Consider the following 23,010-nt stretch of genomic DNA (forward strand, 5'->3'; position numbering starts at 1 on the left):
ATTCTACCCACTGCGGCCGCTAGCACGGATTTCCTAGGAAATACCGAAAAGGAGGAATTCCAAGTGGGATTAACAGCAGGAATCGTTGGCTTACCAAACGTAGGAAAATCAACACTTTTTAACGCCATCACACAAGCAGGTGTAGAGGCGGCGAACTACCCGTTCGCAACAATTGACCCGAACGTCGGTGTCGTTGAAGTACCAGATGCACGTCTTCGGAAATTGACGGAACTCGTCAACCCGAAAAAGACGATCCCGACAGCATTCGAATTCACGGATATCGCTGGTATCGTAAAAGGAGCATCAAAAGGGGAAGGGCTCGGAAATAAATTCCTCGCGAACATTCGTGAAGTAGATGCGATCTGTCAGGTCGTCCGTTGTTTCATTGACGAAAACATCACACACGTTTCAGGAAAAGTCTCACCGATCGATGATATCGAGACGATCAACCTCGAATTGATCCTTGCTGACCTCGAGCAGGTTGAAAAACGGATCCAGCGCGTTCAAAAACAAGTTAAGTCGCGCGATAAAAACGCAGCGGCTGAACTCGAAGCACTTGAAATCGTGTTGGCATTGCTCGAAGACGAGAAACCAGCACGTCTCGCTGAATTGAACGAAGATCAAGCAGCAATCGTCAAACACTTCCAGTTGTTGACGATGAAACCGATGCTTTACGTCGCAAACGTCGGCGAAGATGAAGTCGCAGATGCGGACAGTAACGAGAACGTTCGTCTTGTTCGTGAGTTCGCAGCTAAAGAAGGTGCAGAAGTCATCGTCATCTGTGCACGCATCGAAGAAGAGATTGCGGAGCTTGAGCCAGAAGAACGTCAAGAGTTCCTCGTCGATCTCGGAATCGAAGAGTCAGGTCTTGATCAATTGATCCATGCTGCTTACAGCACGCTTGGTCTTGCGACATACTTCACAGCAGGGGAAAAAGAAGTACGCGCTTGGACATTCAAAAAAGGCATGAAGGCTCCACAATGTGCGGGTGTCATCCACTCGGACTTCGAACGCGGATTCATCCGTGCAGAAGTCGTCGCGTATGACGATTTAGCAGCTGCAGGTAACATGACGACAGTCAAGGAACAAGGACGTTACCGTTCAGAAGGTAAGGAATATGTCTTCCAAGACGGCGATGTCGTCACATTCCGCTTCAACGTCTAATCGAAAACGAATCGTTATTGCATAAAGCAAAATACTTTGGTAGTATTAACGAATGTGAGTAATGAATTATTGCTCCTTGCTCGAACATTCGAGCCGCCAGTCCAAGAGGAGGTGACAGATATGCGTAAATACGAAGTACTTTACATCATCCGTCCGGAACTTGATGAGGAAGCACGCAAAGCAACAGTGGAGCGTTTTAACAAAGTCCTCACTGATAACGGTGGTACAGTTGATAAAACAACTGAAATGGGTAAACGTCGTTTCGCTTACGAAATCAATGATATGCGTGAAGGGTTCTACGTTCTTCTTAACGTTTCTGCTGAACCAGCAGCTACAAAAGAACTTGACCGTCTCATGAAGATCAGTGACGATATCGTTCGCTTAATGATCACAAAAGACGAGAAATAAGCTGAAACAGGAGAGTGATTCTGATGATTAACCGCGTCGTTTTAGTCGGTCGGTTAACTCGTGACCCGGAAATGCGTTATACGCAGAGCGGGATTGCGGTAACGCGATTCACACTCGCATGTGACCGTCCTTTCACAGGGCAAGATGGGAAGCGAGAAGCTGATTTCATCGATTGCGTCGTTTGGCGCAAGCAAGCAGAGAACGTTGCTCAGTATTTGAAGAAGGGTAGTCTTGCTGGTGTAGAGGGTCGCCTCCAGATTAGCAGCTACGACGATAAAGAAGGGCAACGCCGTTACCGTGCGGAAGTCGTCGCTGATAGCGTCCGCTTCCTTGAGTCACGTAACGCGAGCCGTTCATCGGATGGTAGCGAAGGCTACGCTTCATCTACTGGTGGAAACGGGAATGCTGCAGGATGGGGTTCACAGCAACAGCAGAACAACTCTTCCTCGCCAGCACCCGCTTCATCGAATTCGGGCTTCGGCGCTGATCCGTTCAGCGGCGGTAGTTCGATCGACCTTTCAGATGACGATCTCCCGTTCTAAGGAAATCGTCCTGAAAAATTTAACTTAAAAAGGAGGTTAATCACATGGCACGTCGTCCAGGTGGAAAACGTCGTCGTAAAGTATGTTACTTCACGTCGAACCACATCACTCATATCGATTATAAAGACGTAGAACTTCTCAAACGTTTCATTTCGGAACGCGGTAAGATTCTTCCACGTCGTGTGACTGGTACTTCAGCGAAATACCAACGTCCACTTACAATCGCAATCAAACGCGCACGTCAAATGGCTTTAATCCCATACGTGGCTGACTGATTTCGTAGCACCATCCTCATACGTGAGGGTGGTGCTTTTTTTCGCTTCTCTTTCATCCCCTCCTGCTTTTCGGTTATAATAAACAAGTTACTAAAAATTTAAATGAACCCTATAGAGCATAGAAGGAGGACACGATGGAGTCAGGTCAACAAGTATCACCGGAACGAGAACGGCGCATCGTTCGCTTCATTCCATATTTATTAATCGTCGGTCTGCTTCTCGTCGTCGCTGTACGTGAACCGATCATCTCTGCCATCGGAGCCGTCGTGACTGCCCTCCTCTTCGGACTGCATCTATTCGAAGAACGCCGTGCACGCAGAGCATGGGAAATGTACGTCGCTGGAATCTCGATGCAAGTCGAGGAGACAGGACAAGATGCGTTAACGAACATGCCAATCGGGATTTTGTTATACGATGAGGAAACGCTCGTCACGTGGTTTAATGATCCGATGCGGGAAATCTTCGATGATGTTTCGATGGGACAGACCCTCAATGAGCTCGATCCCCTATTCATCGAGATGGTTGCGACAAATGAGGATCAAGCGACGCTTGAAATCGGCGATGCCGTGTATCGCGTCTTTTCGAATCATGAGAATCGAACTTTTTATCTATTCGATATGACGGAAGAAGCACAAGTCGAACAACAACTCGTCGATAATCAAACGGTCATCGGTGTCATCTATCTTGATAACTACGATGAGATGACACAAGGTATCGAAGATCAGTTGCGCAGTGAGCTGAACAGTCGGGTTACCCAACTGTTGAATCACTGGGCAGCCGAACACGGAACGTATATCAAACGGACAGCGTCTGATCGGTATTTCATCGTCACGACAGAAGAGAATCTGCGGATCCTCGAACGATCGAAGTTCACGATTCTTGATACGGTTCGGGAAGAGACGAGTCAACGGGGTGTCCAGTTGACATTATCGATCGGAATAGGTTGCGGAAGTGACCCGATTCCAGCACTTGGTCTGATGGCCCAGTCGAGTCTTGATCTTGCGTTAGGACGGGGAGGCGACCAAGTCGTCATCAAACGGGATGGGAAAGTCCGCTTTTATGGCGGGAAGACAAATCCGACAGAAAAACGGACGCGTGTCCGGGCACGTGTCATCGCTAACTCACTTCGCGACTTGATGCAGGAATCGAGTCGTGTCCTAATCATGGGTCACCGGAACCCGGACATGGACTCACTTGGATCATCAATCGGAATCTTGAAGCTTGCGGAAATGAACGATAAGGAAGCCCATATCGTCTTACCGCCAGAAGAAATCGGGCGTGGGATCCGCCGGATGATGGATGAGATCGCTGAGGTACCGCAACTCGAGACACGTTTCGTCAATGCGTTTCAAGCCGATCAATTGATTGACGATCAGACGTTACTCGTCGTCGTCGATACACACAAACCGTCGCTCGTCGTTGTGCCGACGTTACTCGATCGATTCGAGCACATGGTCGTCATTGACCATCACCGGCGTGGTGAGGATTTCATCGAAGATGCGGTCCTCGTCTATCTCGAGCCATACGCGTCGTCGACGTCAGAACTCGTGACTGAGCTGATCGAGTATCAACCGACGAATCAAAAGCTATCGATGCTTGAGGCGACGGCGTTACTTGCCGGAATCATCGTCGATACGAAAGGCTTCGCCCTTCGGACCGGCTCCCGGACGTTCGATGCTGCATCCTACTTGCGTTCACAAGGCGCTGACACGGTACTCGTGCAAGAGTTCCTCAGTCAGGACCTTGAAACGTACGTTGAGCAGTCGCATATTCTCGAGCGATCTGAGGTCTACACGGAAGGGATGGCGATTGCGACAGCAGAACCTGGTGTCATTCACGACCAGGTCTTGATTGCACAAGCAGCCGATCAACTGCTGTCGCTTCAAGGCATCCGTGCCGCTTTCGTCATCGCGGAACTCCAAGATGGACGGACAGCGATCAGTGCTCGTTCACTTGGTGAGGTCAATGTCCAGTTAATCATGGAGACGCTCGGTGGCGGTGGTCATTTGACGAATGCGGCGACGCAGATGTCAGAATCGGTCATCACGGTTGCAGATGCCTTGCGCAAAGCAATCGATCAATATCTAGAAGATGAGACAAAAGGAGAGGAATCAGAATGAAGGTTATTTTCTTACAAGATGTAAAAGGACAAGGTAAAGCAGGAGACGTCAAAGACGTCGCCGATGCTTATGCAAATAACGTACTCTTCAAGAAAAAGTTGGCGCGTCCTGCGACGACTGGCAACTTGAAACAACATGAAGCGCACGAACGTAAAGCAGCAGAAGAAGCAAAACAGAACTTACTTGACGCGCAAGCGTTAAAAGAAAAGATCGAAAAAGAGACGATCGTCGTTTCGACGAAAGCCGGAGAAGGCGGTCGCGTCTTTGGTTCGGTCACAAGCAAACAGATTGCTGAAGCACTCAAGAGCATGGGCTACAAGATCGATAAACGCAAAATCGAGCTCGAGCATCCGATCAAGGCACTCGGCTTTACGAAAGTACCATTGAAGTTACACAACGAAGTGACAGCGACGCTGAACGTTCAGGTCAAAGAGGCGTGAGTAGAAAAGGGGATCGGTGATGAGTGAAGTCATGCAAAATATGCCTCCCCAAAGTATCGAGGCAGAACAAGCCGTCCTAGGGGCGATCATGATTGATGCGGATCGTTTGATCAGTGCATCGGAACGTTTGTTACCGCAGGACTTTTACCGTGCCTCTCACCAACGGATCTTCGAAGCGATGCTCGTGTTGTCCGACCGAGGCGAAGCAATCGACCTCGTCACAGTGACAGCCGAGCTAAGCACGCTTGGGATCTTAGATGAGATCGGTGGTCTACCGTATCTAGCGGAACTAGCCGAAGGTGTACCAACCGCAGCCAACATCAATTACTACGTCAATGTCGTTGATCAGAAGTCGACGCTTCGACGTCTGATTCGGACGGCAGGCGAAATCGTCACTGACGGATATGAGCGACAAAATGAGGTCGATGTCCTGCTGAATGAAGCAGAGCGGAAGATTCTCGAAGTATCACAAGGAAAAGGAAGTGCGAGCTTCATTCCGATCTCGGACGTCTTGACGAGTGCCTATGCAACGATTGATAAATTGCATAAGCAAAGCGGCGAGACGACGGGTATTCCGACAGGTTTCCAAGATCTCGATAAGATGACGGCTGGGTTCCAGCGTAACGATTTAATCATCGTTGCAGCACGTCCATCGGTCGGGAAGACCGCCTTCGCCTTGAATATCTCGCAAAACGTCGCAACACGTGCTGACGAGAATGTCGCCATCTTTAGTCTTGAGATGGGTGCCGAGCAGCTCGTCATGCGGATGCTCTGTGCCGAAGGAAACGTCGACGCCCAGCGTCTGCGGACCGGTCAACTTGAAGAAGAGGACTGGGGTAAGTTATCGCTTGCGATGAGTAATCTCTCTCAAGCCGGTATCTACATCGACGATACACCTGGTATTCGTGTCAACGACATCCGGGCAAAATGCCGTCGTTTGAAGCAGGAGCATGGTCTTGGCATGATCATGATCGATTACTTGCAGTTGATTCAAGGGAATGGTCGCTCAAGCGACAACCGCCAACAAGAGGTTTCGGAAATTTCCCGTTCCTTGAAATCGCTCGCGCGGGAACTCGAAGTCCCTGTCATCGCCCTATCTCAGCTCTCTCGTGGTGTTGAGAGTCGTCAAGATAAGCGACCGATGATGTCGGATATCCGGGAATCGGGAGCGATCGAGCAAGATGCCGATATCGTCGCCTTCTTGTACCGTGACGATTACTACAATAAAGAAACGGAAGATGCGAATACGATTGAGATCATCATTGCGAAACAGCGGAATGGTCCAACCGGTACCGTCAAACTTGCCTTCCGAAAAGAATTCAACAAGTTCGTGGATCTCGAGCCAAGCAACTCGTACGCGCCACCAGCTTAATCTAAGCTACGTCTTGTCTTCGATTGATCGGAGACAAAACGTAGCTTTTTTTGTTTTCACCTAAAGATTCTCAGTTTATTCATCAAAAACGATAATTAAACGAACGAAAGAGAATTGTAACAATTAATTGTTCGGTATTTGGTTGACTTCTTTTTTTTATCGCGTTACACTTAGTCGTGGTTTTGAATCGTACGTGGAGGTGGATGATAAGATGTCATCAGTAGTAGTAGTCGGAACACAGTGGGGCGACGAAGGAAAAGGGAAAATTACCGATTTTCTTTCAAAACAAGCCGATGTCGTAGCACGTTATCAAGGTGGAGACAATGCAGGACATACGATCGTATTCAATAACGAGACGTACAAATTGCACTTGATCCCATCAGGTATTTTTTACTCGGATAAGAAATGTGTCATCGGGAACGGTCTTGTCGTTAACCCGAAATCACTCGTCAAGGAATTGAAGTATCTACACGATCGTGGTGTCTCAACGGATAACTTGTTAATTTCGAATCGGGCGCATGTCATCTTGCCGTATCATCAGTTGCAGGATCAGTTAGAAGAAGAAGCGAAAGGCGACGCGAAAGTCGGAACGACGCTAAAAGGAATCGGACCGTGTTACATGGATAAAGCAGCACGAATCGGCATCCGGATGGCAGACTTGCTCGACAAAGAAACGTTCGCTGAGAAGTTGAAGATCGTTCTCGATCAAAAGAACCGGATGTTCACGAAGATGTATGACGCTGAACCTATCGCGTTCGACGAGATCTTCGAAGAGTACTACGCGTATGGACAAGAGTTCGCGAAATACGTCTGCGATACATCCGTCGTCGTCAACGATAGCCTTGATCACGGCGAAAAAGTGTTGTTTGAAGGTGCGCAAGGTGTCTTACTCGACCTTGACCACGGAACGTACCCGTTCGTTACATCATCGAACGCATCTGCCGGTGGTGTCGCATCAGGTGTCGGTGTCGGTCCAGCCCGGATCGACCACGTCGTCGGTGTCTGTAAAGCATACACGTCACGTGTCGGTGATGGTCCGTTCCCAACTGAATTGTTTGATGATATCGGTCATCAAATCCGTGAAGTCGGTCGTGAATACGGTACGACAACAGGACGTCCGCGTCGTGTCGGTTGGTTCGACTCAGTCGTCGTTCGCCACTCACGTCGTACAAGTGGTTTGACGGACCTTGCGCTTAACTCGATCGACGTTTTGACAGGACTTGAAACGTTGAAGATCTGTACATCATACGAATTCAACGGTAAACAGATCGATGAGTACCCAGCAAGCTTCCGTGATCTTGAAGCATGTGTGCCAGTCTACGAAGAACTGCCGGGCTGGAAAGAGGACATCACAGGTGTCCGTCGCTTTGAAGATCTACCATTAAACGCACAGAACTACGTTAAGCGGATTGCAGATCTCACAGGGATCTCACTCGTCACATTCTCGGTCGGACCAGGTCGTGAACAGACAGTCGTCTTACGTGATCTCTACGAAGAAGCATAAGTCGTTTCGACAGTCTCTTGCACCCTGCAAGAGGCTGTTTTTTGTGCAGAATGGTTCACAAACGGAAGCAAAAACAGGTATACTAGATACAGTGTTTCACGTGGAACCTCTCCCGTGAGACGACGAACAGCAGAGAGAGTGGCGCCGGGAGTTTCCGTCGCCACCTTTCTATATGCCGAAAAAACAGGTAAAATAGATTGAACAGAAATTTTTAAGGGGGCACACCCAGTGACGGAACGTAAAATTCTAGTCGTCGATGACGAGTTACCGATTGCAGATATACTCAAGTTTAAATTAGAAAAAGAAGGCTACCAGGTCGCAATTGCAAACGACGGCGTGGAGGCATTAGAAAAATTCGAAGAGTTCAAACCCGATTTGATGTTACTTGACATCATGCTTCCATTAATGGACGGGATGGAGGTCTGCCGGGAAGTCCGGAAGACGTCGAAGATTCCAATCATCATGTTGACAGCGAAGGATTCTGAGATTGATACGGTGCTTGGTCTTGAGCTTGGCGCGAACGATTACGTGACGAAGCCATTTAGCTCGCGTGAATTACTTGCCCGTGTCAAAGTCCACCTCCGTAACACGAGTCCGGAAGCAACACCACAACCTGCTGGTCCAGGTCCACTCAAGGTTGGAGAACTGTATATCGATACGAATTCGCATACAGTGACACGCAAGGATCAAAAAATCGAGCTGACGCAACGTGAGTTCGAATTGTTGCACTACCTCGCGAAAAACATCGGTCAAGTCATGACACGTGAGCATTTGCTGCAAACGGTCTGGGGCTATGACTACTTCGGTGATGTCCGGACGGTTGACGTCACGGTGCGTCGTCTCCGTGAGAAAGTCGAAGACAACCCAAGTACGCCAGTCTATATCATGACGCGTCGTGGTGTTGGCTACTATCTCCAAGACGGGGAGAATGAATAACGATGTTAAAAGGAACGAACTTCTTTAAATCCATCCAATGGAAACTCGTCGTCATCTATGCCTTATTGATTTTAGTGGCGATGCAGGTCATTGGCGTCTATTTCGTTCGTTCCCTTGAAAAGCAGTACATTACGAACTTCTCGAAGTCGGTCGAAGACCGGGCAGGTCTTGTCGCCTATAACGTCGGGAAGGAATTCGATAAAACAGGCGATGATGACGCCTCCAAGCGGCAGTTGTCCCAATCACTAGGGCAACTGCTGTCTGAGTTTAGTAATGGCTCCACCTCAAGGAACGACATCCTCGAAGTCCAGATCATCGACCAGGACTCGATCATCCAAGCGACATCGGATAACGAGAACCAATCAGCAGTCGGACAACGGGCGACGAATTCACTGATTAAAAAAGCGCAGGCAACGAGTTCGACCCGGACGGACACTGTGCTCGATCCGGAATCAGAGGATAAGATCCGAATCTTTGCTGTACCGGTCACCTCGGAACGAGATGGTGTGACGACCGGGATGATTTATGTCCGTGCCTCGATGGAGTCGATCTATTCGCAGATGCAACAGGTCACGCGCATTCTTGCGACCGGAACGGTCATCGCCCTCGTCATCACGTCGATTCTCGGTGTCTTGCTGTCGCGGACGATCACGCGCCCGATTTCTGATATGCGACGTCAAGCAATCGAAATGCGACGCGGGAACTTCTCGCGGAAGGTTAAGGTCTATTCGGACGATGAGATCGGGCAACTTGCTCGTTCCTTCAACGAATTAACAGATGAACTACTCGAAGCGAACGCGACGACGGAAGCCGAACGACGGAAGTTGACGAGCGTCCTCGAGAACATGACGGACGGCGTCATCGCGACGGACCGGACGCTTCGCGTCATCTTAATGAACGATCAAGCAAAGGATATCGTTGGTGCGGATGATGCGAGCGTCGTCGGAACGAACTTGAAGGACTTACTGGCACTTGGTGACGATTTCATGATTCCAGAAGACGGTACGATGCCACCGCGTCTACTTGATTTCAGTAGTGAGGATGAATTGTTCCTCGTCCGGGCATTCTTCTCGCCTGTCAAGAAACACAGTGGTCCGATTACCGGGATGATCGTCGTCTTGCATGACGTCACGGAACAGGAGCAGGTCGAACAGGATCGTCGCGAATTCGTCGCGAACGTCAGTCACGAGCTTCGGACACCGCTGACGACGATGCGCAGCTACCTCGAAGCCTTAGCAGAAGGAGCGTATCAAGACGAGGAACTCGCACCACGTTTCCTTGAGACGACACAAAACGAGACGGAGCGGATGATCCGCCTCGTCACCGATCTCTTACAACTGTCGAAGATGGACAGTAAGGAATACAAGATGAACAAGGTCCGCTTCGATTACATTCAGTTCTTGAATGAGATTCTCGATCGCCATGACATGACGAAACCGGAACGGATTCGTTTCCGTCGTAAGATCATGAAGCGGAAAGTCTACATCCGCGGCGATCAGGATAAACTGATCCAAGTCGCAGACAACATCCTGACGAACGCGATCAAGTACTCACCGGAAGGCGGAACGATCACCGTCCGGACGATGCTCCGGGCAAAACGGATCGTCATCAGCATCAAGGATGAGGGTGTCGGGATCCCGAAAGCGAATCTCCAAAAAATCTTTGAACGCTTCTACCGTGTCGATAAAGCCCGTGCCCGTAAAATCGGCGGAACCGGTCTTGGTCTGTCGATTGCGAAAGACGTCGTTTCCGCACATGGTGGCGACATCTGGGCAGAAAGTGAATGGGGACGCGGCACGACGATTTACTTCACGCTTCCGTATGAGGTGATCGAAGAGGTGGATGCCGGATGAAAAAACAACACTGGAGTTCGCTGTTACTCGTTCTGCTCGTTGCCGGTTCGATCGCTCAGACAGCGATGCTCTGGACCTATCATCCAAGCAGTGAATCGATCGAGCGGGAACAGGTCTCGTTCAACGAGATCGATGCCTCAAAGACGATTGAAAGCAACCAACTGATTAATCCAGAACTACTCGTCTATACGGATCAGGAAGGGATCTATCAGACGCAAATCATCGGTCGGACCTTCCTCAACCGAATCGGTGCGTCGTTTAACATCGGTGTTCTTGTCCTGACCGATAAAGCAAATAACATTCCGGTCGGTGACCGAAGTGTCGAGATGATTTTTCCAACGCCGATCAGTGCGACAATTCTTGAAGAGTTGCTCGGCGAAAAACAGATCGCCTTCTCGGAACCGATCAAACGGCTTTATTTGCTTGATTACGATGGACCAATCCTCCGTCTCGAATCAGCGACAGGTCGCCTGAAGGACTTTAAGCTCGTCGGCGATGAGACGGTTCTGAAACGATTGTTCGCGCACGATAAGAAAAAACCGATGATGCGTGTCGAACTTAAAGGTGGCGATTATACGTATGTCGCGAGCGGCACGACACGTCTGGAGCAAGTCTTCGTCTACGACGAGGTCGGGCAATCGCCAAAACCGCTCGACCGCATCCGCAGTGCCTTTTTTGCAGAGAATTCGAACGTCCAGCAAATCAAGAGTCGGGACGATCTCGACGTCTTGACGGACGGCGTCAGTGTTTCGACGTATGACCGAAACTACAATGTATACCGTTTCAATACGTTATCGCCAAACACCCAAAGCTCGACCGTCGATTACAGCACCCTCGTCAGCTATGTCAACATTCATGGGGGTTGGCTCGATCAAGATACGCAACGCAGTGGCTTCCGGTATTACTTCGATCAGATGAGTAAGAAGGATGATGAACAGACAGCAACGTTCCGGTTGTACTTGAACCGCTATCCTGTGTTCGGAGAGAGCGGTCCGCTACTCGAACAAACGAAGTTCGATCTTGCGACACTCAAGATCATGTATGAGGAAAATCAAGTCCGGTCGCTCAGTCGTAGCATGCTTCGGGCGAAGCGGAAGCTCATCCTTCGGGAAGAGACGGTACCGGCTGTTGAAACGGTCCTCGAACGTCTCAAGCGCGCCGATCTCTTGACAGAGATCAGTGGAATCCGGATCGGATATGAGATGACGTATAAGATTTCAACGAGTCGCTACGCCGTTTTTGAGCCAACATGGTTCATTAAGGTTGATGGTGTCTGGCAATCGATCAATCAAGCTGTCGGGAATGAGGGGTGAGGATGAATGGACTGGAGTAAAGCGAAGACCTTATTGATGCTGACCTTTTTGATCCTGAACGTCTACCTCGCCATTCAATTGATGGACCGGATGGTCGAGCCGCGGATCGTCGCAACGAGCGCGACCGGTAAATCAATCTTGAAGGATCGCCAAATCGATGAGAAGAAACTGCAGCCGGTCACGCGTGACATTGGTTATTTAACAGCCGAAGTCGACGCGCGGACGCTGGCACCACTTGCGAGTTCACCGATTCGGGACGCGGTCGCCTCCGTCAAAAATGATGTCGAGTGGTCGGTTCGGTTAACGAAACCGTACCCACTCGAAGCGAAGACGATGCGGGATTCCGCCTCATCATTCGTGCAAGCATCAGTCCGGTACGGCGCCGAATATACATTTTGGAAGTATGATAGTAAGTATCAGGAGATGACATTCGTTCAGACGTATAAAGGACAACCGCTCTATTCGACACCACAACAATCGCGTGAAGATGATGCGATGATCGGACCGTCCTTACTCGTCTTGCAGCTGAATGATGCGAAGGAAATCGTCAGCTACAAACAACGCCACTTGAACAAGGTCGTCCGTCAAGCACAGGACGTGACGTTATTATCGGCAAGTGAAGCCATCGTCCAGTTGTCGGAGCAAGGCTTGTTCCCGGCATCGAAGCGGTTAACGAGTCACAAGCTCGGTTATTTCTGTCTCGTCACGGAAGGAACGGAATCCGTCCAAATCCTACCGCCGACGTGGCAAATCGAACTCGATAATGAAGAAGTCTACTTCGTCAATGCGATTGACGGCGGTGTCCAGACCGTCGAACGATTGGATACAGTCTCAAAGAAATGAGGAATGTACGATGAGCCTACACTACAGCGTCATGGCCAGTGGCTCGACGGGGAACGCCCTCTATATTGAAAGTGAACAGACCCGGTTGCTCGTCGACGCGGGACTGACCGGCAAGGCGATGCTCGCCTTGTTCGACCAGATCGATCGGTCGCCGCATGGCATCGATGGTCTGTTCGTCACCCATGAACACTCCGACCATATCAAAGGCGTCGGCATCATGGCACGCAAGTACAATATCCCGCTCTATGCCAATGAAAAGACGTGGGCGGCGATGGAAGCGAAGATCGGCAAAATCGATCCGGCGCTGAAGTTCCTCTGGGAAGTCGGAGAGATCAAGCAGTTCGGTGACATCGAAGTTGAATCGTTCAACGTCAGTCACGATGCGGCGGACCCGATGTTCTTCCAGTTCGCGCATGAAGGAAAACGCTTGGCACATATCACCGATACCGGATACGTCTCGGACCGGATGAAAGGTGTCATTCGCGGCGCCGATGCCTATATCTTCGAAGCGAACCACGATATCGGCATGCTGCAAATGGGACATTATCCATGGAGCGTCAAACGGCGGATCCTTGGTGACTACGGACACGTCTCGAACGAGGACGCCGCGATCGCGATGAGCGAGGTCCTTGATGACCGGACGAAACGGATCCACATGGCCCACTTGAGCAAGGACAACAACATGAAGGAACTCGCCCGGATGAGTGTCTCCCAGACGCTTGCGAGCCGTGATGTTGATCTGAGTAAGATTCAGCTTCTCGATACGGATCCGGTCATTCCAACTCCACTCCTGAAGCTTTGATTATGGGAAATTACTGAATATGCTCAAAAGACCCCCACATTTGGCTCACTTGCCACGTGATGGGGGTATACTTGTGTAAAGAGAGTCATAAAGGAGGCGTATGTCGATGGATCGACCGGAAGAACCACGGAACGAATCCGAACAGCATGAATCATCATCCGATGAGAGCGGCTTCCCGCCCCGTCAGCCGGCAACGAGCGAACCGGTCAGCCCTTATCGTGAACCATATGAAGAACAACCAGAACCACCGCGTCGTCGCGGTGCCGGAAAAGCCTTTTTCGTCGGTCTGATTGGCGGAATCGTCGGAGCCTTGTTGATTGCGCTCGTCGCGTGGCCGTTCGTCCGTGATGAGATGACGAGTCCGACTTCCGTTTCATCGACGACAGCGGAACAGACCGCGACACAGACGACAGAGGATGAAGCCGACATCGTCGGTGCTGTCGGTAAGACGAAGGAAGCCGTCGTGAGCGTGACGAACCTTCAGAGCTCGTTTCAAGGAACGGATCAGGAAACGGGTGCGGGGTCCGGCGTCATCTATAAAAAAGACGGGAATAAAGCCTACGTCGTCACGAACTACCATGTCGTTGAAGGCGCGAGCCGCTTGTCTGTCACGTTATCCGACGGAACAGCACTCGAGGCAAAAGTCCTCGGGGAAGATCCGACGTATGATTTAGCCGTCTTGTCGATTGATTCATCGAAAGTGACACAAGTCGTAAAACTGGGGGATTCGGATACGTTACGTGCCGGTGAAACGGTGCTTGCGATCGGAAACCCGCTCGGAATCTTTGCAAACTCAGTCACACGTGGTGTCATCAGTGCGCAGGAACGGACGGTTCCAGTCGATACGAACAAGGATGGACAGCAAGACTTCAATACGGAAGTCATCCAAACGGATGCGGCAATCAATCCGGGTAACTCGGGTGGAGCGCTCATCAACACTGCTGGTCAATTGATCGGGATCAACTCGATGAAGATTGCGGAAGCGAGCGTCGAAGGAGTCGGGTTTGCGATTCCAATTAACGAAGCGTTACCGATTATGCGTGATCTTGAGCAAAACGGTGAAGTCGTTCGTCCACAGCTCGGAATTCAGATTCGCGACGTGCAGGAATTCCCAAGCGGGTACCGGGAAGATCGGTTGAAATTACCGAACGATGTCACGAAAGGGATTGTCGTCGTCGGTTTGACGCGTAATAGCGGAGCCGAAAAAGCGGGTATGAAAGCAAACGATGTGATTGTTGAGATCAACGGAAAAGCAATTGCATCGTTCGCTGATCTAAAAAGTGTTCTGTACCGGGATGCAAAAGTTGGTGAAACGGTCAAAGTCACGTTCTACCGGGGCGGTGAAAAGCAGACAGCAGATGTGAAGTTGTCCGCGCAGTCTCCGACCGTTCAGTAAGGCGTAATCTCAAAACCATCCACAGGTCCGACCTGTGGATGGTTTTTTTTGAGTGAGGAAACCTGCGGCTTTTTCGGTCAGGAAGGTTGATATTTGTTATACTGGAAGCGGATAAATGTGGATAAGTGAAAGGAGGAGACAACCTGTGGATAAGTACGTTTGTTTAGAACATGTCGAGCTCGCACTTGACGAAATCGTAGATGAAACAGAACAATACCCGATTCTCGATCAGCTAAATCCAGAAAAAAACATCACCTGTGAATACTGCGAGGCGCCGGCAACATATCTTGTGTCAAGCAAAAAATAAATATCAACATGTGGATTTGTGGATAACTCTGTGGATAACTCCTGAATTTTCTGTCAGAAAGCGAGAAAAAAGATGCAAATTACCATTATTACGGTCGGGAAGCTAAAAGAGAAGTATTTGAAGCAAGGCATCGCCGAATATACGAAGCGTCTCGGCGCCTACTGTTCGATCCAAGAAATCGAGGTCGCGGACGAAAAGGCACCGGAGCAGTTAAGTGAAGCGGAGATGGCGCAAGTGAAGAAAAAAGAGGGCGAACGGATTTTAGCGAAGATCGGACCGGACGTTCACGTTCTCGCACTTGCTATCGAAGGAAAACAACGGACGAGTGAACAGTTCGCGAAAGAACTTGATCAACTCGCGACGTATGGCAAGAGCAAGATTGCCTTCGTCATTGGCGGATCGCTTGGTCTCGCACCAGAAGTGATGCAGCGTGCGAACGATACGATTTCATTTTCGAAGATGACGTTCCCGCATCAGTTGATGAAGATGATCCTCTGTGAACAGATTTATCGGGCGTACCGGATTAATCGGAATGAACCGTACCATAAGTAAATGAGGTTTTAACTAAAAAAGTAAAAAAATAACTCAGCAAGAGTAATCTATATTACTCTTGCTGAGTTTATTAATTATTAAAATAATCTTTTAAAAAGCATAAGAGTTTGTCAAAATGTTCTGGATTTGCAGTAGAGGTAAAATGAGAGTTATCAAAAATAGTAGAAGTTACTTTATGTCTTTTAACAAAACCAGCCCCATCAATAATATAGACTAATCTATGGTTAGCATCATCGATACTTCGATATAGTCCATTAACTGCTTGCTTTGCTTTCCTCTCGATAACAGAGTTTGTTGTTTCTTGGAAGGCAGTCTCAATAACGACCCATTTCCAATCCCTCTGTTCTGTACTCTCGTTTCTTTTTAAAAGAACTAGGTCAAATTGTTGCACTCCTAAATATCGATTGTTACTAGCAATTTCAACACCTAGCCCAGTTAGTGATTCAACAATTTTATTTTTCATATTTCTTTGAAGACCGTTACCATATGAAACAGCTCTAAGTTGCTTTATTTGTGAACTATTTTCAATTGAACGACTTAAATAAAATTCTGATAAAGCTTCAACATCTCCTGCGAGAGTAGCTAATCGGAATCCTTTGAAACTAGTATATCTACTAAACTCATTAGATACATCAGCATATAACATTAAGTTGATTACGTCTTCAAAAAAGTCATCATTTGAAATAGCTAACTTGTAAATATTATCATTTGATAATGCTCTTGAAAAGCTAGGACCGAATATTTTGAACTCATAATTACCAAAACTACCGCTTAACTGAGTAATATTATTGTGATAACAGTATAAAGCTACTCTATCAAGAATCTCAGCAGAAACATCAAGTAAAATCATCAGATTTTTAAGAATAAGGGAACGAGGAACATAATTTCCTTGCTCATCTTGAAGTACCTTAAAAATAGTAACGAGCTGTTGAGGTTGATGGTTTTCTAAAGTTTCTCGAATTAAAGGAGATATTTTTAACATCTCTTCTGCCAAAGTGTGTTCTTGTTGTTCTCCAATCAAATCTGAGGACCAAAACCAGCTTGCTTCTTTCAAAAAATCCTTAAAAGTACGCTGTTCATTTAAATTCTTCATTTTTATATTCCTCCTTAAATAAAGTTACAATATCAATTTGTAGCAAAAAGCATATTTTCAATAGAGTATCTAGCTGTGGATTTCCTTCTAAGTTTACAAGACGATAAAGAGCCTTTTTTGAGAGTGGAGTCCAGCTAGAATCTTGCGAAGTATGATGCATCCAGCTTTGTTGAAGATGTAAGTCATGTAATGAAGTAAATCCTTTTTGATGAATCACTTCACTAATTTCTTTTCTTAACAATCGTAGATGTTTTTTATAATATTCATCATACGTAGTCACGTTTTCACACCCTTATTTATTTGTAAAATTTTCTATATTTATACTTTATCATACTTTGATGAGGATATTAATAGCCAGTAGTTTCTTAAAAGAAACTACTGGTCGTTAGTGTCTGACAATTTTCATTAAAATAAAAATCATGTATATTTAATATCTAGGTATTCATCAGGGGGTTATTTTTAATATGAAACATTTAGCTGAAGTTAGTGAAAACTTCATTCAAAAAAATATAGTGGTAAGTAATAAAAAAGAATTAGAAGAAGAACTGCTAATCGTTGAAAAAAACGCAGCTGTTGTACTAAATCTTTCTCTTATAAAAGAAAGTCCAAATTTAATTTTTAAAAATTTAAAAGAATCAATATCAAAAATGCCGAAAAATTCAATTATCTGCTTAATAGGAAATAACAAGCAAATTGCAATTCTTGCGTATTTACTTTCAGAAGGAATCAATTTGAATTATCAGTATTGGATAACGCTTAGAACCCAATTGAAAAAAGAAGAAGGAAAAGTGTTACCTTCAGAAACAATGTCAGTTTTGGTAATTTCAAAAAAGAAAAAAATTAAAATCAAACGTGTACTTTTACCGTACACATATTGTCCGGTGTGTGGGAAAACTACAAAAGATTATGGTGGAAAAAAGCATACATTCCATGATTTCGGAACTACTATGAGTGATGTTTGGAAGGATATATATTTTGATGAAATGACTTCACTATCTAGTGAAAAAAATAGAATTATTGTTGAAAGATTAGCTTTGATGCTGTCTTCTGAAGAAAGAACTATCTATGCATTGGATTTTTCACAAGAATTCTTATGGAATAATAATGAAATTGAATTTATTGAAGAAGTAAAGTTTCCAACTATAATAGAAACCACAGGACATTATGATGAAAGCTTTGATTTAGGTTCACGTATTGTTCAGGGAGACTCATTAAAAACATTGAAAACTATTCCTGATAACACTATCGATTATGTATTTGTAGACCCACCATATAATTTAGAAAAGAAATATGGTTCTTATAGTGATGATTTAGAAATTCAAAATTATTTCACATGGTGCGATGAATGGATACAGGAAAGTATAAGAGTATTAAAAGAAGGAAGTTATTTCTCGATTCTAAACATTCCTCAATGGTCTATTCGCCATTTTGCTTATTTGATACAAATAGCAGAATTTGAATCTTGGATTACTTGGGATTCTTTATCAAAGCCTTCAGGAAATATAATGCCAGCAAACTATACAATATTAACGTTCAAAAAAAGAAGCGAAAATTCTGAACAAGTAAAACAGGTTAATAATGAGCCAAAATATATGAAGCCTCTTGCAGACACGTACTGTTTAAGAGCAGGCTGCGTGAAGAAAAGAGGGGATAATTTTCATAAGCCCTTAACAGATTTATGGACAGATATTCATAGACTGAAGCACAATAGTTCTAGATATGACCATCCTTGCCAACTTCATCCTGATTTAATGAAGAGAGTATTTGAAGTATATTCAAAGCCAGGAGACTTAACTCTAGATTTCTTTAATGGTGTAGGAACTAGTACTCTTGCGGCGGAGCTAGTTGGAAGAAAATATATTGGGATTGATTTAGATGAAAAATATGTTTCAGTAACTCGCGAGCGCCATAAAATGATACTAGAAGGAGAAGACCCTTTTGGTAAAAATAATCAAAAAGCTGAAAATAAGACTAAAAATAATACAATAAAAAGAGTAAAAGTTAAAAAGAAAGAGCATAATCATCTTAGTAAAAAAGATGTACAAATGAAAATAAAAACACTTGCAATTGAATTAGGAAGAAATCCGATTATTGAAGAAGCTTTAATGAGATATCCTGAGATTCCTAAAGAATTTTATGACTTGTATTTTAACTCTTGGTCAGAAGTTTTGGCAGCAGCAAGGGTAAAAGGTGTTAATGAGAATAAAAACATTGAAGATAACTACAAAGGAAACTTAAGCAAAAAAAGAAACGTTCAACAATCTTGGAAATTAGAAAATTAAAATATGCAAAAGAAGAGACTTATATCCATCAGAATATGAGTCTCTTCTTTGTGTATTTAAAGTATTGTATTTTAGGAGGTTAAACTATGAATTTATACAGTGATAAATATTTTATTAAATCTTTGTTCTTAAAATTTGGAATAGATATAGGAAACGAAAATGTTGGAGAAGAATCAATTCTTTTAGACAAAGAAGAGATTGATGAATTTCTTGTTTCAGAAGAACTGCTTATTATCACCCCAAAAGTAGTAATGATACATTCTTATATTTACAATAATGAAGAACATGAGTGGTTGGTTTGTGTAGCATCTGATGCTAATACGAATCAACCACTCTTTTTGTTATGTCTAAAAAATGGATTAAAGGTCTATGAAGAAATTCTAATAGGAGGTAATGATAGTGGAAATGATTCAAAAGAAACGTTCTAATAGATGGCACGTACTCATCAGTGAATTAGAGGAACGCTCTTTTCAGAATGTTCAATTTGATATGGAAGATATGTCCTTTGTGTACTTTTTAGCCAAAGAAGAAAATGAGGTTATTGAAATAGAAGTATGCTTTGAAAATTGTAATATCTATAAAAGAAAACTAGGCTTCGAAGATTGGTGGTATGTAGGTTATTCAGAAACACTTCTTTCTTAATGAACGAAAATAAACTAGGGTAAATGTCCTTCACCCTAGTTTATTACGTTATTCACCATTAAACAGCTCCAAAAACTCCTCTGTAATTTCATCTTCGTCTGCAAAAATCATAATACTATCCAAGTCGATTATGGTCTTTAGGACAATCTCATCAAAAACCTCCTCTATAAGTATCGAAAGCTCCTGTGCTTTTCCTTTATCTGTTTTAATAAAAAATGTTTTGACGTTCCTGCATGTCGCTGCATTGTTGCTATGAAGTAGTTCATAAAGAGTACTAAGAGCATATTTTTTTTGTTTTTCTTCAGAAAGTGAAAAATAACCATGATTGTTTTTTTTAAAACCAAGTGTTTGTAAATCTCTTTGTACGGTTGATTGACTAGTAACAATCCCTTGATTTTTTAGTTCTTGTAAAATGTCGTCATGGGTAAAGAAATCATTCCTATCCAACATATTTCGAAGGACTTTTTGCCGAGTATTTTTATCAGAATTTCTTTGTTCATTAATAGATTTGATACTTGAATCCATGAAGTATATCCTCCTTTTGGAAAATTCACATTTTAGACACATTCAATAGAATATCGTTTAATTACCTCTTTTTATTATCAATTGTGGATTCCCGAATGAATAATCGTCAACACATAAGGGACTCATTGAGTTTACTCAAAAGAGACGACAAATGAAAGTCATAAATGAATATTTTATTGAATAATATATAAAAAAATGAATTTTAATTTTTTTTATATATTCGTACGTAAGAAATCAATTGGTCAAAAGATGAATAATTTGATGTATATTCATTTGGCAGGAGAAAACGAATGGAGGAATTAAAATGAAAAGTAACAGAACAAACTTTGAAATTGCTAACTCAGCTATGAGTTATGCAAGAAGCGACCACTATAATGGCGTAAACGCAATCTATCGTTTAGCGGCATCTGTGCCACTTTCCCAAAAAAACTGTACAGATAGTGGAAAAAATCAAGTGAAGTGGTTAGTGGGAAAACTGTCAGAGTTAAAAGTTAAAGCTAATCGAGTCAATGTTCTTGAAGAGACCTTAGAAATAGACTTTTATCCCAAAGGATTTCAAATGGTTATGACTAAGGGGCAATACGTTGGACTGCTGCTAGAGTTTGCTGAGTTTCTCGACAACTCAGGTATCTTGGGAATTAAAATTCAGGAGAATTGTTACAATGATGCACCTGACGATTCAGTAAAAGGCGTTAGAAATAATCAAATTAACTTTTTCCCGGAATTCGATTCTAATTGTTTTGGCTTGAATGACCACGAAAAAATTAAAATCAGAGACTGTTACTTGAATATACTTAGTAAGGAGGTGGCGTAATGGCACTTAAAAAGGTGAAACGTCAAACCATCCATAGAGATGAATCAGAAATGAAAGAAAAGATTCCAGGTATGTTTGATTTCAGAAACAAGACGGAAAAAATGTCGAACCTAAAAGAAAATATTGAAGAAAAAAATATGCATGATTTTTTATCATTTCATACAATTCGTAAAGTAAGATTGCTCCAAACATCTCATAGTCTTAAGGGCATCATCAGCGAACTTCACATCTCTGAAAAATACTCATTGTTGGTTACTGCAATTCGAATGGTGGCAAATGGTGAAGAGGAATCGACTTTTATCGCTTTGATGGAGCATGTGAACGAAGTCACCATCCTTAAATCAATTGAAAAATTTAGAGAGTGTCAAACCATTTCAGAATCATTAGTTCCAGAAGGGTTGCTTGTGGAAATAAGACAAGTCATAAAAATCGGAAAGGCGGAGGAACGAGGATTTATTTATGATGAAAGTAAAAAACGATACGCTTTCAATGCCAACATCTTTGCCAAGCATTTTCTGGAGCGTTGTCACATGCGTTCTACTAAAGATGGAAGACTTTTTATCTACAACAAGATGGGTGTGTATGAAGAACTTATCGACATTGTTCTTGGAAAGATAATTAGGACAGTCATGCATGAAGGCAAAAAAGATAGTTGGAAAAGCACCTATGAATCAGAAATTATTCGAGTTCTTCAACGCGAAGCACAGGTTGTGGACGAGATGAATGAAGACCGTAGCTATATTAACGTGAAAAACGGTATGTTAAATCTTTCAACCTACAAATTACATGTGCATTCACCAAAGTATCATTCAACCATACAAATTCCTATCTATTTTGATATCAATGCTACCGCAACAAAGTTTGATTCATTTATGCGTGACATCACATTGAATGATGATGAGTTAATAGCGATTCATCAAGAGCTAATTGGTTACTGGCTTACCGGTGAGACTAAAGCCGAGAAAGCAGTCTACTACTACGGAAGTGGAGCAAATGGTAAGAGTGTACTAGCATCCATCGTTACTGAGCTTGTTGGAACCCAAAATGTCAGTAGCGTTCCCTTATCTAAGTTTAACGACCAGTTTGGAATGGAAAGTATGGTGGGGAAATCACTCAACATATCTGCTGAAAATGAGATGGGGGGAAAAGCACTCAAAACTGAGAATTTTAAAGCCATCGTTAGTGGAGATAACATCACGATTAACATCAAATATCGTTCTGCTATCAATTATCGTCCGTATTGCAGATTGGTTTTTCTAGTCAATAATCTTCCCGATTCTTCGGACGTAACGGAGGGGTACTTCCGAAAACTTATTATCGTTCCCTTTCCAAGAACTTTTAAGAAAGAAGAAAGAAATGTGAATTTGAAAGAAGAGTTGCTAAGTGAATTACCAGGGATTCTTAACTGGTCACTGAGAGGATTACAGAGATTAAGAAGCAATAACTATCAGTTTAGTGCGTGTAAAGCAATTGAGGAAACTGAACAATCTTATCACAATGAACAAAATCCTGTGAGAGATTTTTTCCAAGCCCATGTGCTCCAAGGCGATGGATATCGCACGAAACAGGCTGATTTTTATAATTTGTATAGTCGATGGCTAAATGTTCAAGGAATTGACGATAAGGGAACCAAGTCTCGCCAAGTCTTTTGGCGTTATTTCAAAGTGATTCTAGAGAGTCAAAACATCCCTCTTGTAAAGAAAAAAGTAAAAGGAATCGTTTATTTTGATGGCATTAAGCTAAAGGACGTAGAAGAGTTTAAGTTCCCTGCTTTAGAAATGGAAGACATTTAAGCTTAAGGGGGGGAAGGGTGGCAGAGCCAATGGT

Annotated in this window: 24 protein-coding genes; 21 read left to right on the forward strand and 3 right to left on the reverse strand. The window is 44.5% G+C overall.

Translation table 11 applies throughout. The features are described 5' to 3' along the window. The first annotated feature begins 63 nt into the window (after window positions 1–63). From ychF to rlmH, 16 genes are all read left to right on the forward strand, one after another. Window positions 64–1,164, forward strand: a complete 1,101-nt coding sequence (gene ychF, locus ACV3PA_RS02595; RefSeq protein WP_456125551.1) for a redox-regulated ATPase YchF — start codon at window positions 64–66, stop codon at window positions 1,162–1,164. A gap of 120 nt (window positions 1,165–1,284) precedes the next feature. Continuing rightward, window positions 1,285–1,572: a 30S ribosomal protein S6 gene (gene rpsF / locus ACV3PA_RS02600; RefSeq protein WP_023469851.1), complete on the forward strand. Its 288-nt coding sequence runs from the start codon at window positions 1,285–1,287 to the stop codon at window positions 1,570–1,572. A gap of 23 nt (window positions 1,573–1,595) precedes the next feature. Next, on the forward strand, window positions 1,596–2,114 hold the full coding sequence (gene ssb / locus ACV3PA_RS02605) for a single-stranded DNA-binding protein (RefSeq protein ID WP_023469850.1): 519 nt from the start codon (window positions 1,596–1,598) through the stop codon (window positions 2,112–2,114). A gap of 44 nt (window positions 2,115–2,158) precedes the next feature. After that, a complete protein-coding gene (gene rpsR / locus ACV3PA_RS02610) occupies window positions 2,159–2,389 on the forward strand; it encodes a 30S ribosomal protein S18 (RefSeq protein ID WP_023469849.1) in 231 nt (76 codons plus the stop codon). Window positions 2,390–2,523: 134 nt separating this feature from the next. Then, window positions 2,524–4,509: a DHH family phosphoesterase gene (locus ACV3PA_RS02615; protein WP_053451971.1), complete on the forward strand. Its 1,986-nt coding sequence runs from the start codon at window positions 2,524–2,526 to the stop codon at window positions 4,507–4,509. Beyond that, complete coding sequence (gene rplI, locus ACV3PA_RS02620; RefSeq protein WP_023469847.1) at window positions 4,506–4,949, forward strand: 50S ribosomal protein L9; 444 nt, start codon at window positions 4,506–4,508, stop codon at window positions 4,947–4,949. Before ACV3PA_RS02615 ends, rplI begins: the two co-directional genes overlap by 4 nt. 19 nt (window positions 4,950–4,968) lie before the next feature. Beyond that, the gene (dnaB, locus tag ACV3PA_RS02625) at window positions 4,969–6,321 is read left to right on the forward strand and encodes a replicative DNA helicase (RefSeq protein WP_023469846.1); all 1,353 of its coding nucleotides are present in this window, start codon (window positions 4,969–4,971) and stop codon (window positions 6,319–6,321) included. Between the two features lie 211 nt (window positions 6,322–6,532). Next, window positions 6,533–7,825, forward strand: coding sequence for an adenylosuccinate synthase (locus ACV3PA_RS02630; protein WP_053451972.1), 1,293 nt, complete (start codon window positions 6,533–6,535; stop codon window positions 7,823–7,825). Between the two features lie 228 nt (window positions 7,826–8,053). Then, a complete protein-coding gene (gene yycF / locus ACV3PA_RS02635) occupies window positions 8,054–8,761 on the forward strand; it encodes a response regulator YycF (protein WP_053451973.1) in 708 nt (235 codons plus the stop codon). Between the two features lie 2 nt (window positions 8,762–8,763). Then, window positions 8,764–10,614 (forward strand): cell wall metabolism sensor histidine kinase WalK, encoded by a 1,851-nt coding sequence (gene walK / locus ACV3PA_RS02640; protein WP_029343019.1) that lies wholly within the window; start codon window positions 8,764–8,766, stop codon window positions 10,612–10,614. After that, window positions 10,611–11,927 carry a two-component system activity regulator YycH gene (gene yycH, locus ACV3PA_RS02645; protein WP_456125552.1) on the forward strand — a complete coding sequence of 439 codons (1,317 nt, stop codon included), beginning with the start codon at window positions 10,611–10,613 and terminating at the stop codon, window positions 11,925–11,927. The genes walK and yycH overlap by 4 nt, the downstream gene beginning before the upstream one ends. Before the next feature lie 6 nt (window positions 11,928–11,933). After that, complete coding sequence (locus ACV3PA_RS02650) at window positions 11,934–12,770, forward strand: two-component system regulatory protein YycI (RefSeq protein ID WP_456125553.1); 837 nt, start codon at window positions 11,934–11,936, stop codon at window positions 12,768–12,770. A gap of 10 nt (window positions 12,771–12,780) precedes the next feature. Continuing rightward, complete coding sequence (locus ACV3PA_RS02655; RefSeq protein WP_053451976.1) at window positions 12,781–13,572, forward strand: MBL fold metallo-hydrolase; 792 nt, start codon at window positions 12,781–12,783, stop codon at window positions 13,570–13,572. Window positions 13,573–13,678: 106 nt separating this feature from the next. Continuing rightward, window positions 13,679–14,968, forward strand: coding sequence for a S1C family serine protease (locus tag ACV3PA_RS02660; RefSeq protein WP_456125554.1), 1,290 nt, complete (start codon window positions 13,679–13,681; stop codon window positions 14,966–14,968). Between the two features lie 145 nt (window positions 14,969–15,113). Beyond that, the gene (locus ACV3PA_RS02665; RefSeq protein WP_069201504.1) at window positions 15,114–15,275 is read left to right on the forward strand and encodes a CxxH/CxxC protein; all 162 of its coding nucleotides are present in this window, start codon (window positions 15,114–15,116) and stop codon (window positions 15,273–15,275) included. 72 nt (window positions 15,276–15,347) lie between these two features. Then, a complete protein-coding gene (gene rlmH / locus ACV3PA_RS02670; protein ID WP_023469837.1) occupies window positions 15,348–15,827 on the forward strand; it encodes a 23S rRNA (pseudouridine(1915)-N(3))-methyltransferase RlmH in 480 nt (159 codons plus the stop codon). A gap of 70 nt (window positions 15,828–15,897) precedes the next feature. Here rlmH and ACV3PA_RS02675 read toward each other — a convergent pair whose 3' ends face one another. Both ACV3PA_RS02675 and ACV3PA_RS02680 read right to left on the reverse strand, forming a co-directional pair. Continuing rightward, a complete protein-coding gene (locus ACV3PA_RS02675; RefSeq protein WP_456125555.1) occupies window positions 15,898–16,920 on the reverse strand; it encodes a hypothetical protein in 1,023 nt (340 codons plus the stop codon). After that, entirely contained in the window at window positions 16,904–17,200 is a 297-nt protein-coding gene (locus tag ACV3PA_RS02680) for a hypothetical protein (protein ID WP_456125556.1), read from the reverse strand. The genes ACV3PA_RS02675 and ACV3PA_RS02680 overlap by 17 nt, the downstream gene beginning before the upstream one ends. A gap of 184 nt (window positions 17,201–17,384) precedes the next feature. On the opposite strand from ACV3PA_RS02680, the gene ACV3PA_RS02685 reads away from it, so the two are divergent. From ACV3PA_RS02685 to ACV3PA_RS02695, 3 genes are all read left to right on the forward strand, one after another. Next, window positions 17,385–19,202 (forward strand): DNA-methyltransferase, encoded by a 1,818-nt coding sequence (locus ACV3PA_RS02685; RefSeq protein ID WP_456125557.1) that lies wholly within the window; start codon window positions 17,385–17,387, stop codon window positions 19,200–19,202. Between the two features lie 86 nt (window positions 19,203–19,288). Next, entirely contained in the window at window positions 19,289–19,630 is a 342-nt protein-coding gene (locus ACV3PA_RS02690; protein WP_456125558.1) for a hypothetical protein, read from the forward strand. Further along, the gene (locus tag ACV3PA_RS02695; protein WP_456125559.1) at window positions 19,602–19,844 is read left to right on the forward strand and encodes a hypothetical protein; all 243 of its coding nucleotides are present in this window, start codon (window positions 19,602–19,604) and stop codon (window positions 19,842–19,844) included. The genes ACV3PA_RS02690 and ACV3PA_RS02695 overlap by 29 nt, the downstream gene beginning before the upstream one ends. Before the next feature lie 48 nt (window positions 19,845–19,892). Here the strand turns inward: ACV3PA_RS02695 and ACV3PA_RS02700 are convergent, their stop codons facing one another. Then, the gene (locus ACV3PA_RS02700) at window positions 19,893–20,369 is read right to left on the reverse strand and encodes an arginine repressor (protein ID WP_456125560.1); all 477 of its coding nucleotides are present in this window, start codon (window positions 20,367–20,369) and stop codon (window positions 19,893–19,895) included. Between the two features lie 304 nt (window positions 20,370–20,673). On the opposite strand from ACV3PA_RS02700, the gene ACV3PA_RS02705 reads away from it, so the two are divergent. Beyond that, window positions 20,674–21,183 (forward strand): hypothetical protein, encoded by a 510-nt coding sequence (locus ACV3PA_RS02705; protein ID WP_456125561.1) that lies wholly within the window; start codon window positions 20,674–20,676, stop codon window positions 21,181–21,183. Continuing rightward, window positions 21,183–22,976 (forward strand): DNA primase family protein, encoded by a 1,794-nt coding sequence (locus tag ACV3PA_RS02710; RefSeq protein WP_456125562.1) that lies wholly within the window; start codon window positions 21,183–21,185, stop codon window positions 22,974–22,976. Before ACV3PA_RS02705 ends, ACV3PA_RS02710 begins: the two co-directional genes overlap by 1 nt. The last annotated feature ends 34 nt before the right edge of the window (window positions 22,977–23,010 follow it).

It is taken from the genome of Exiguobacterium sp. EA-TM-5, assembly GCF_053878415.1.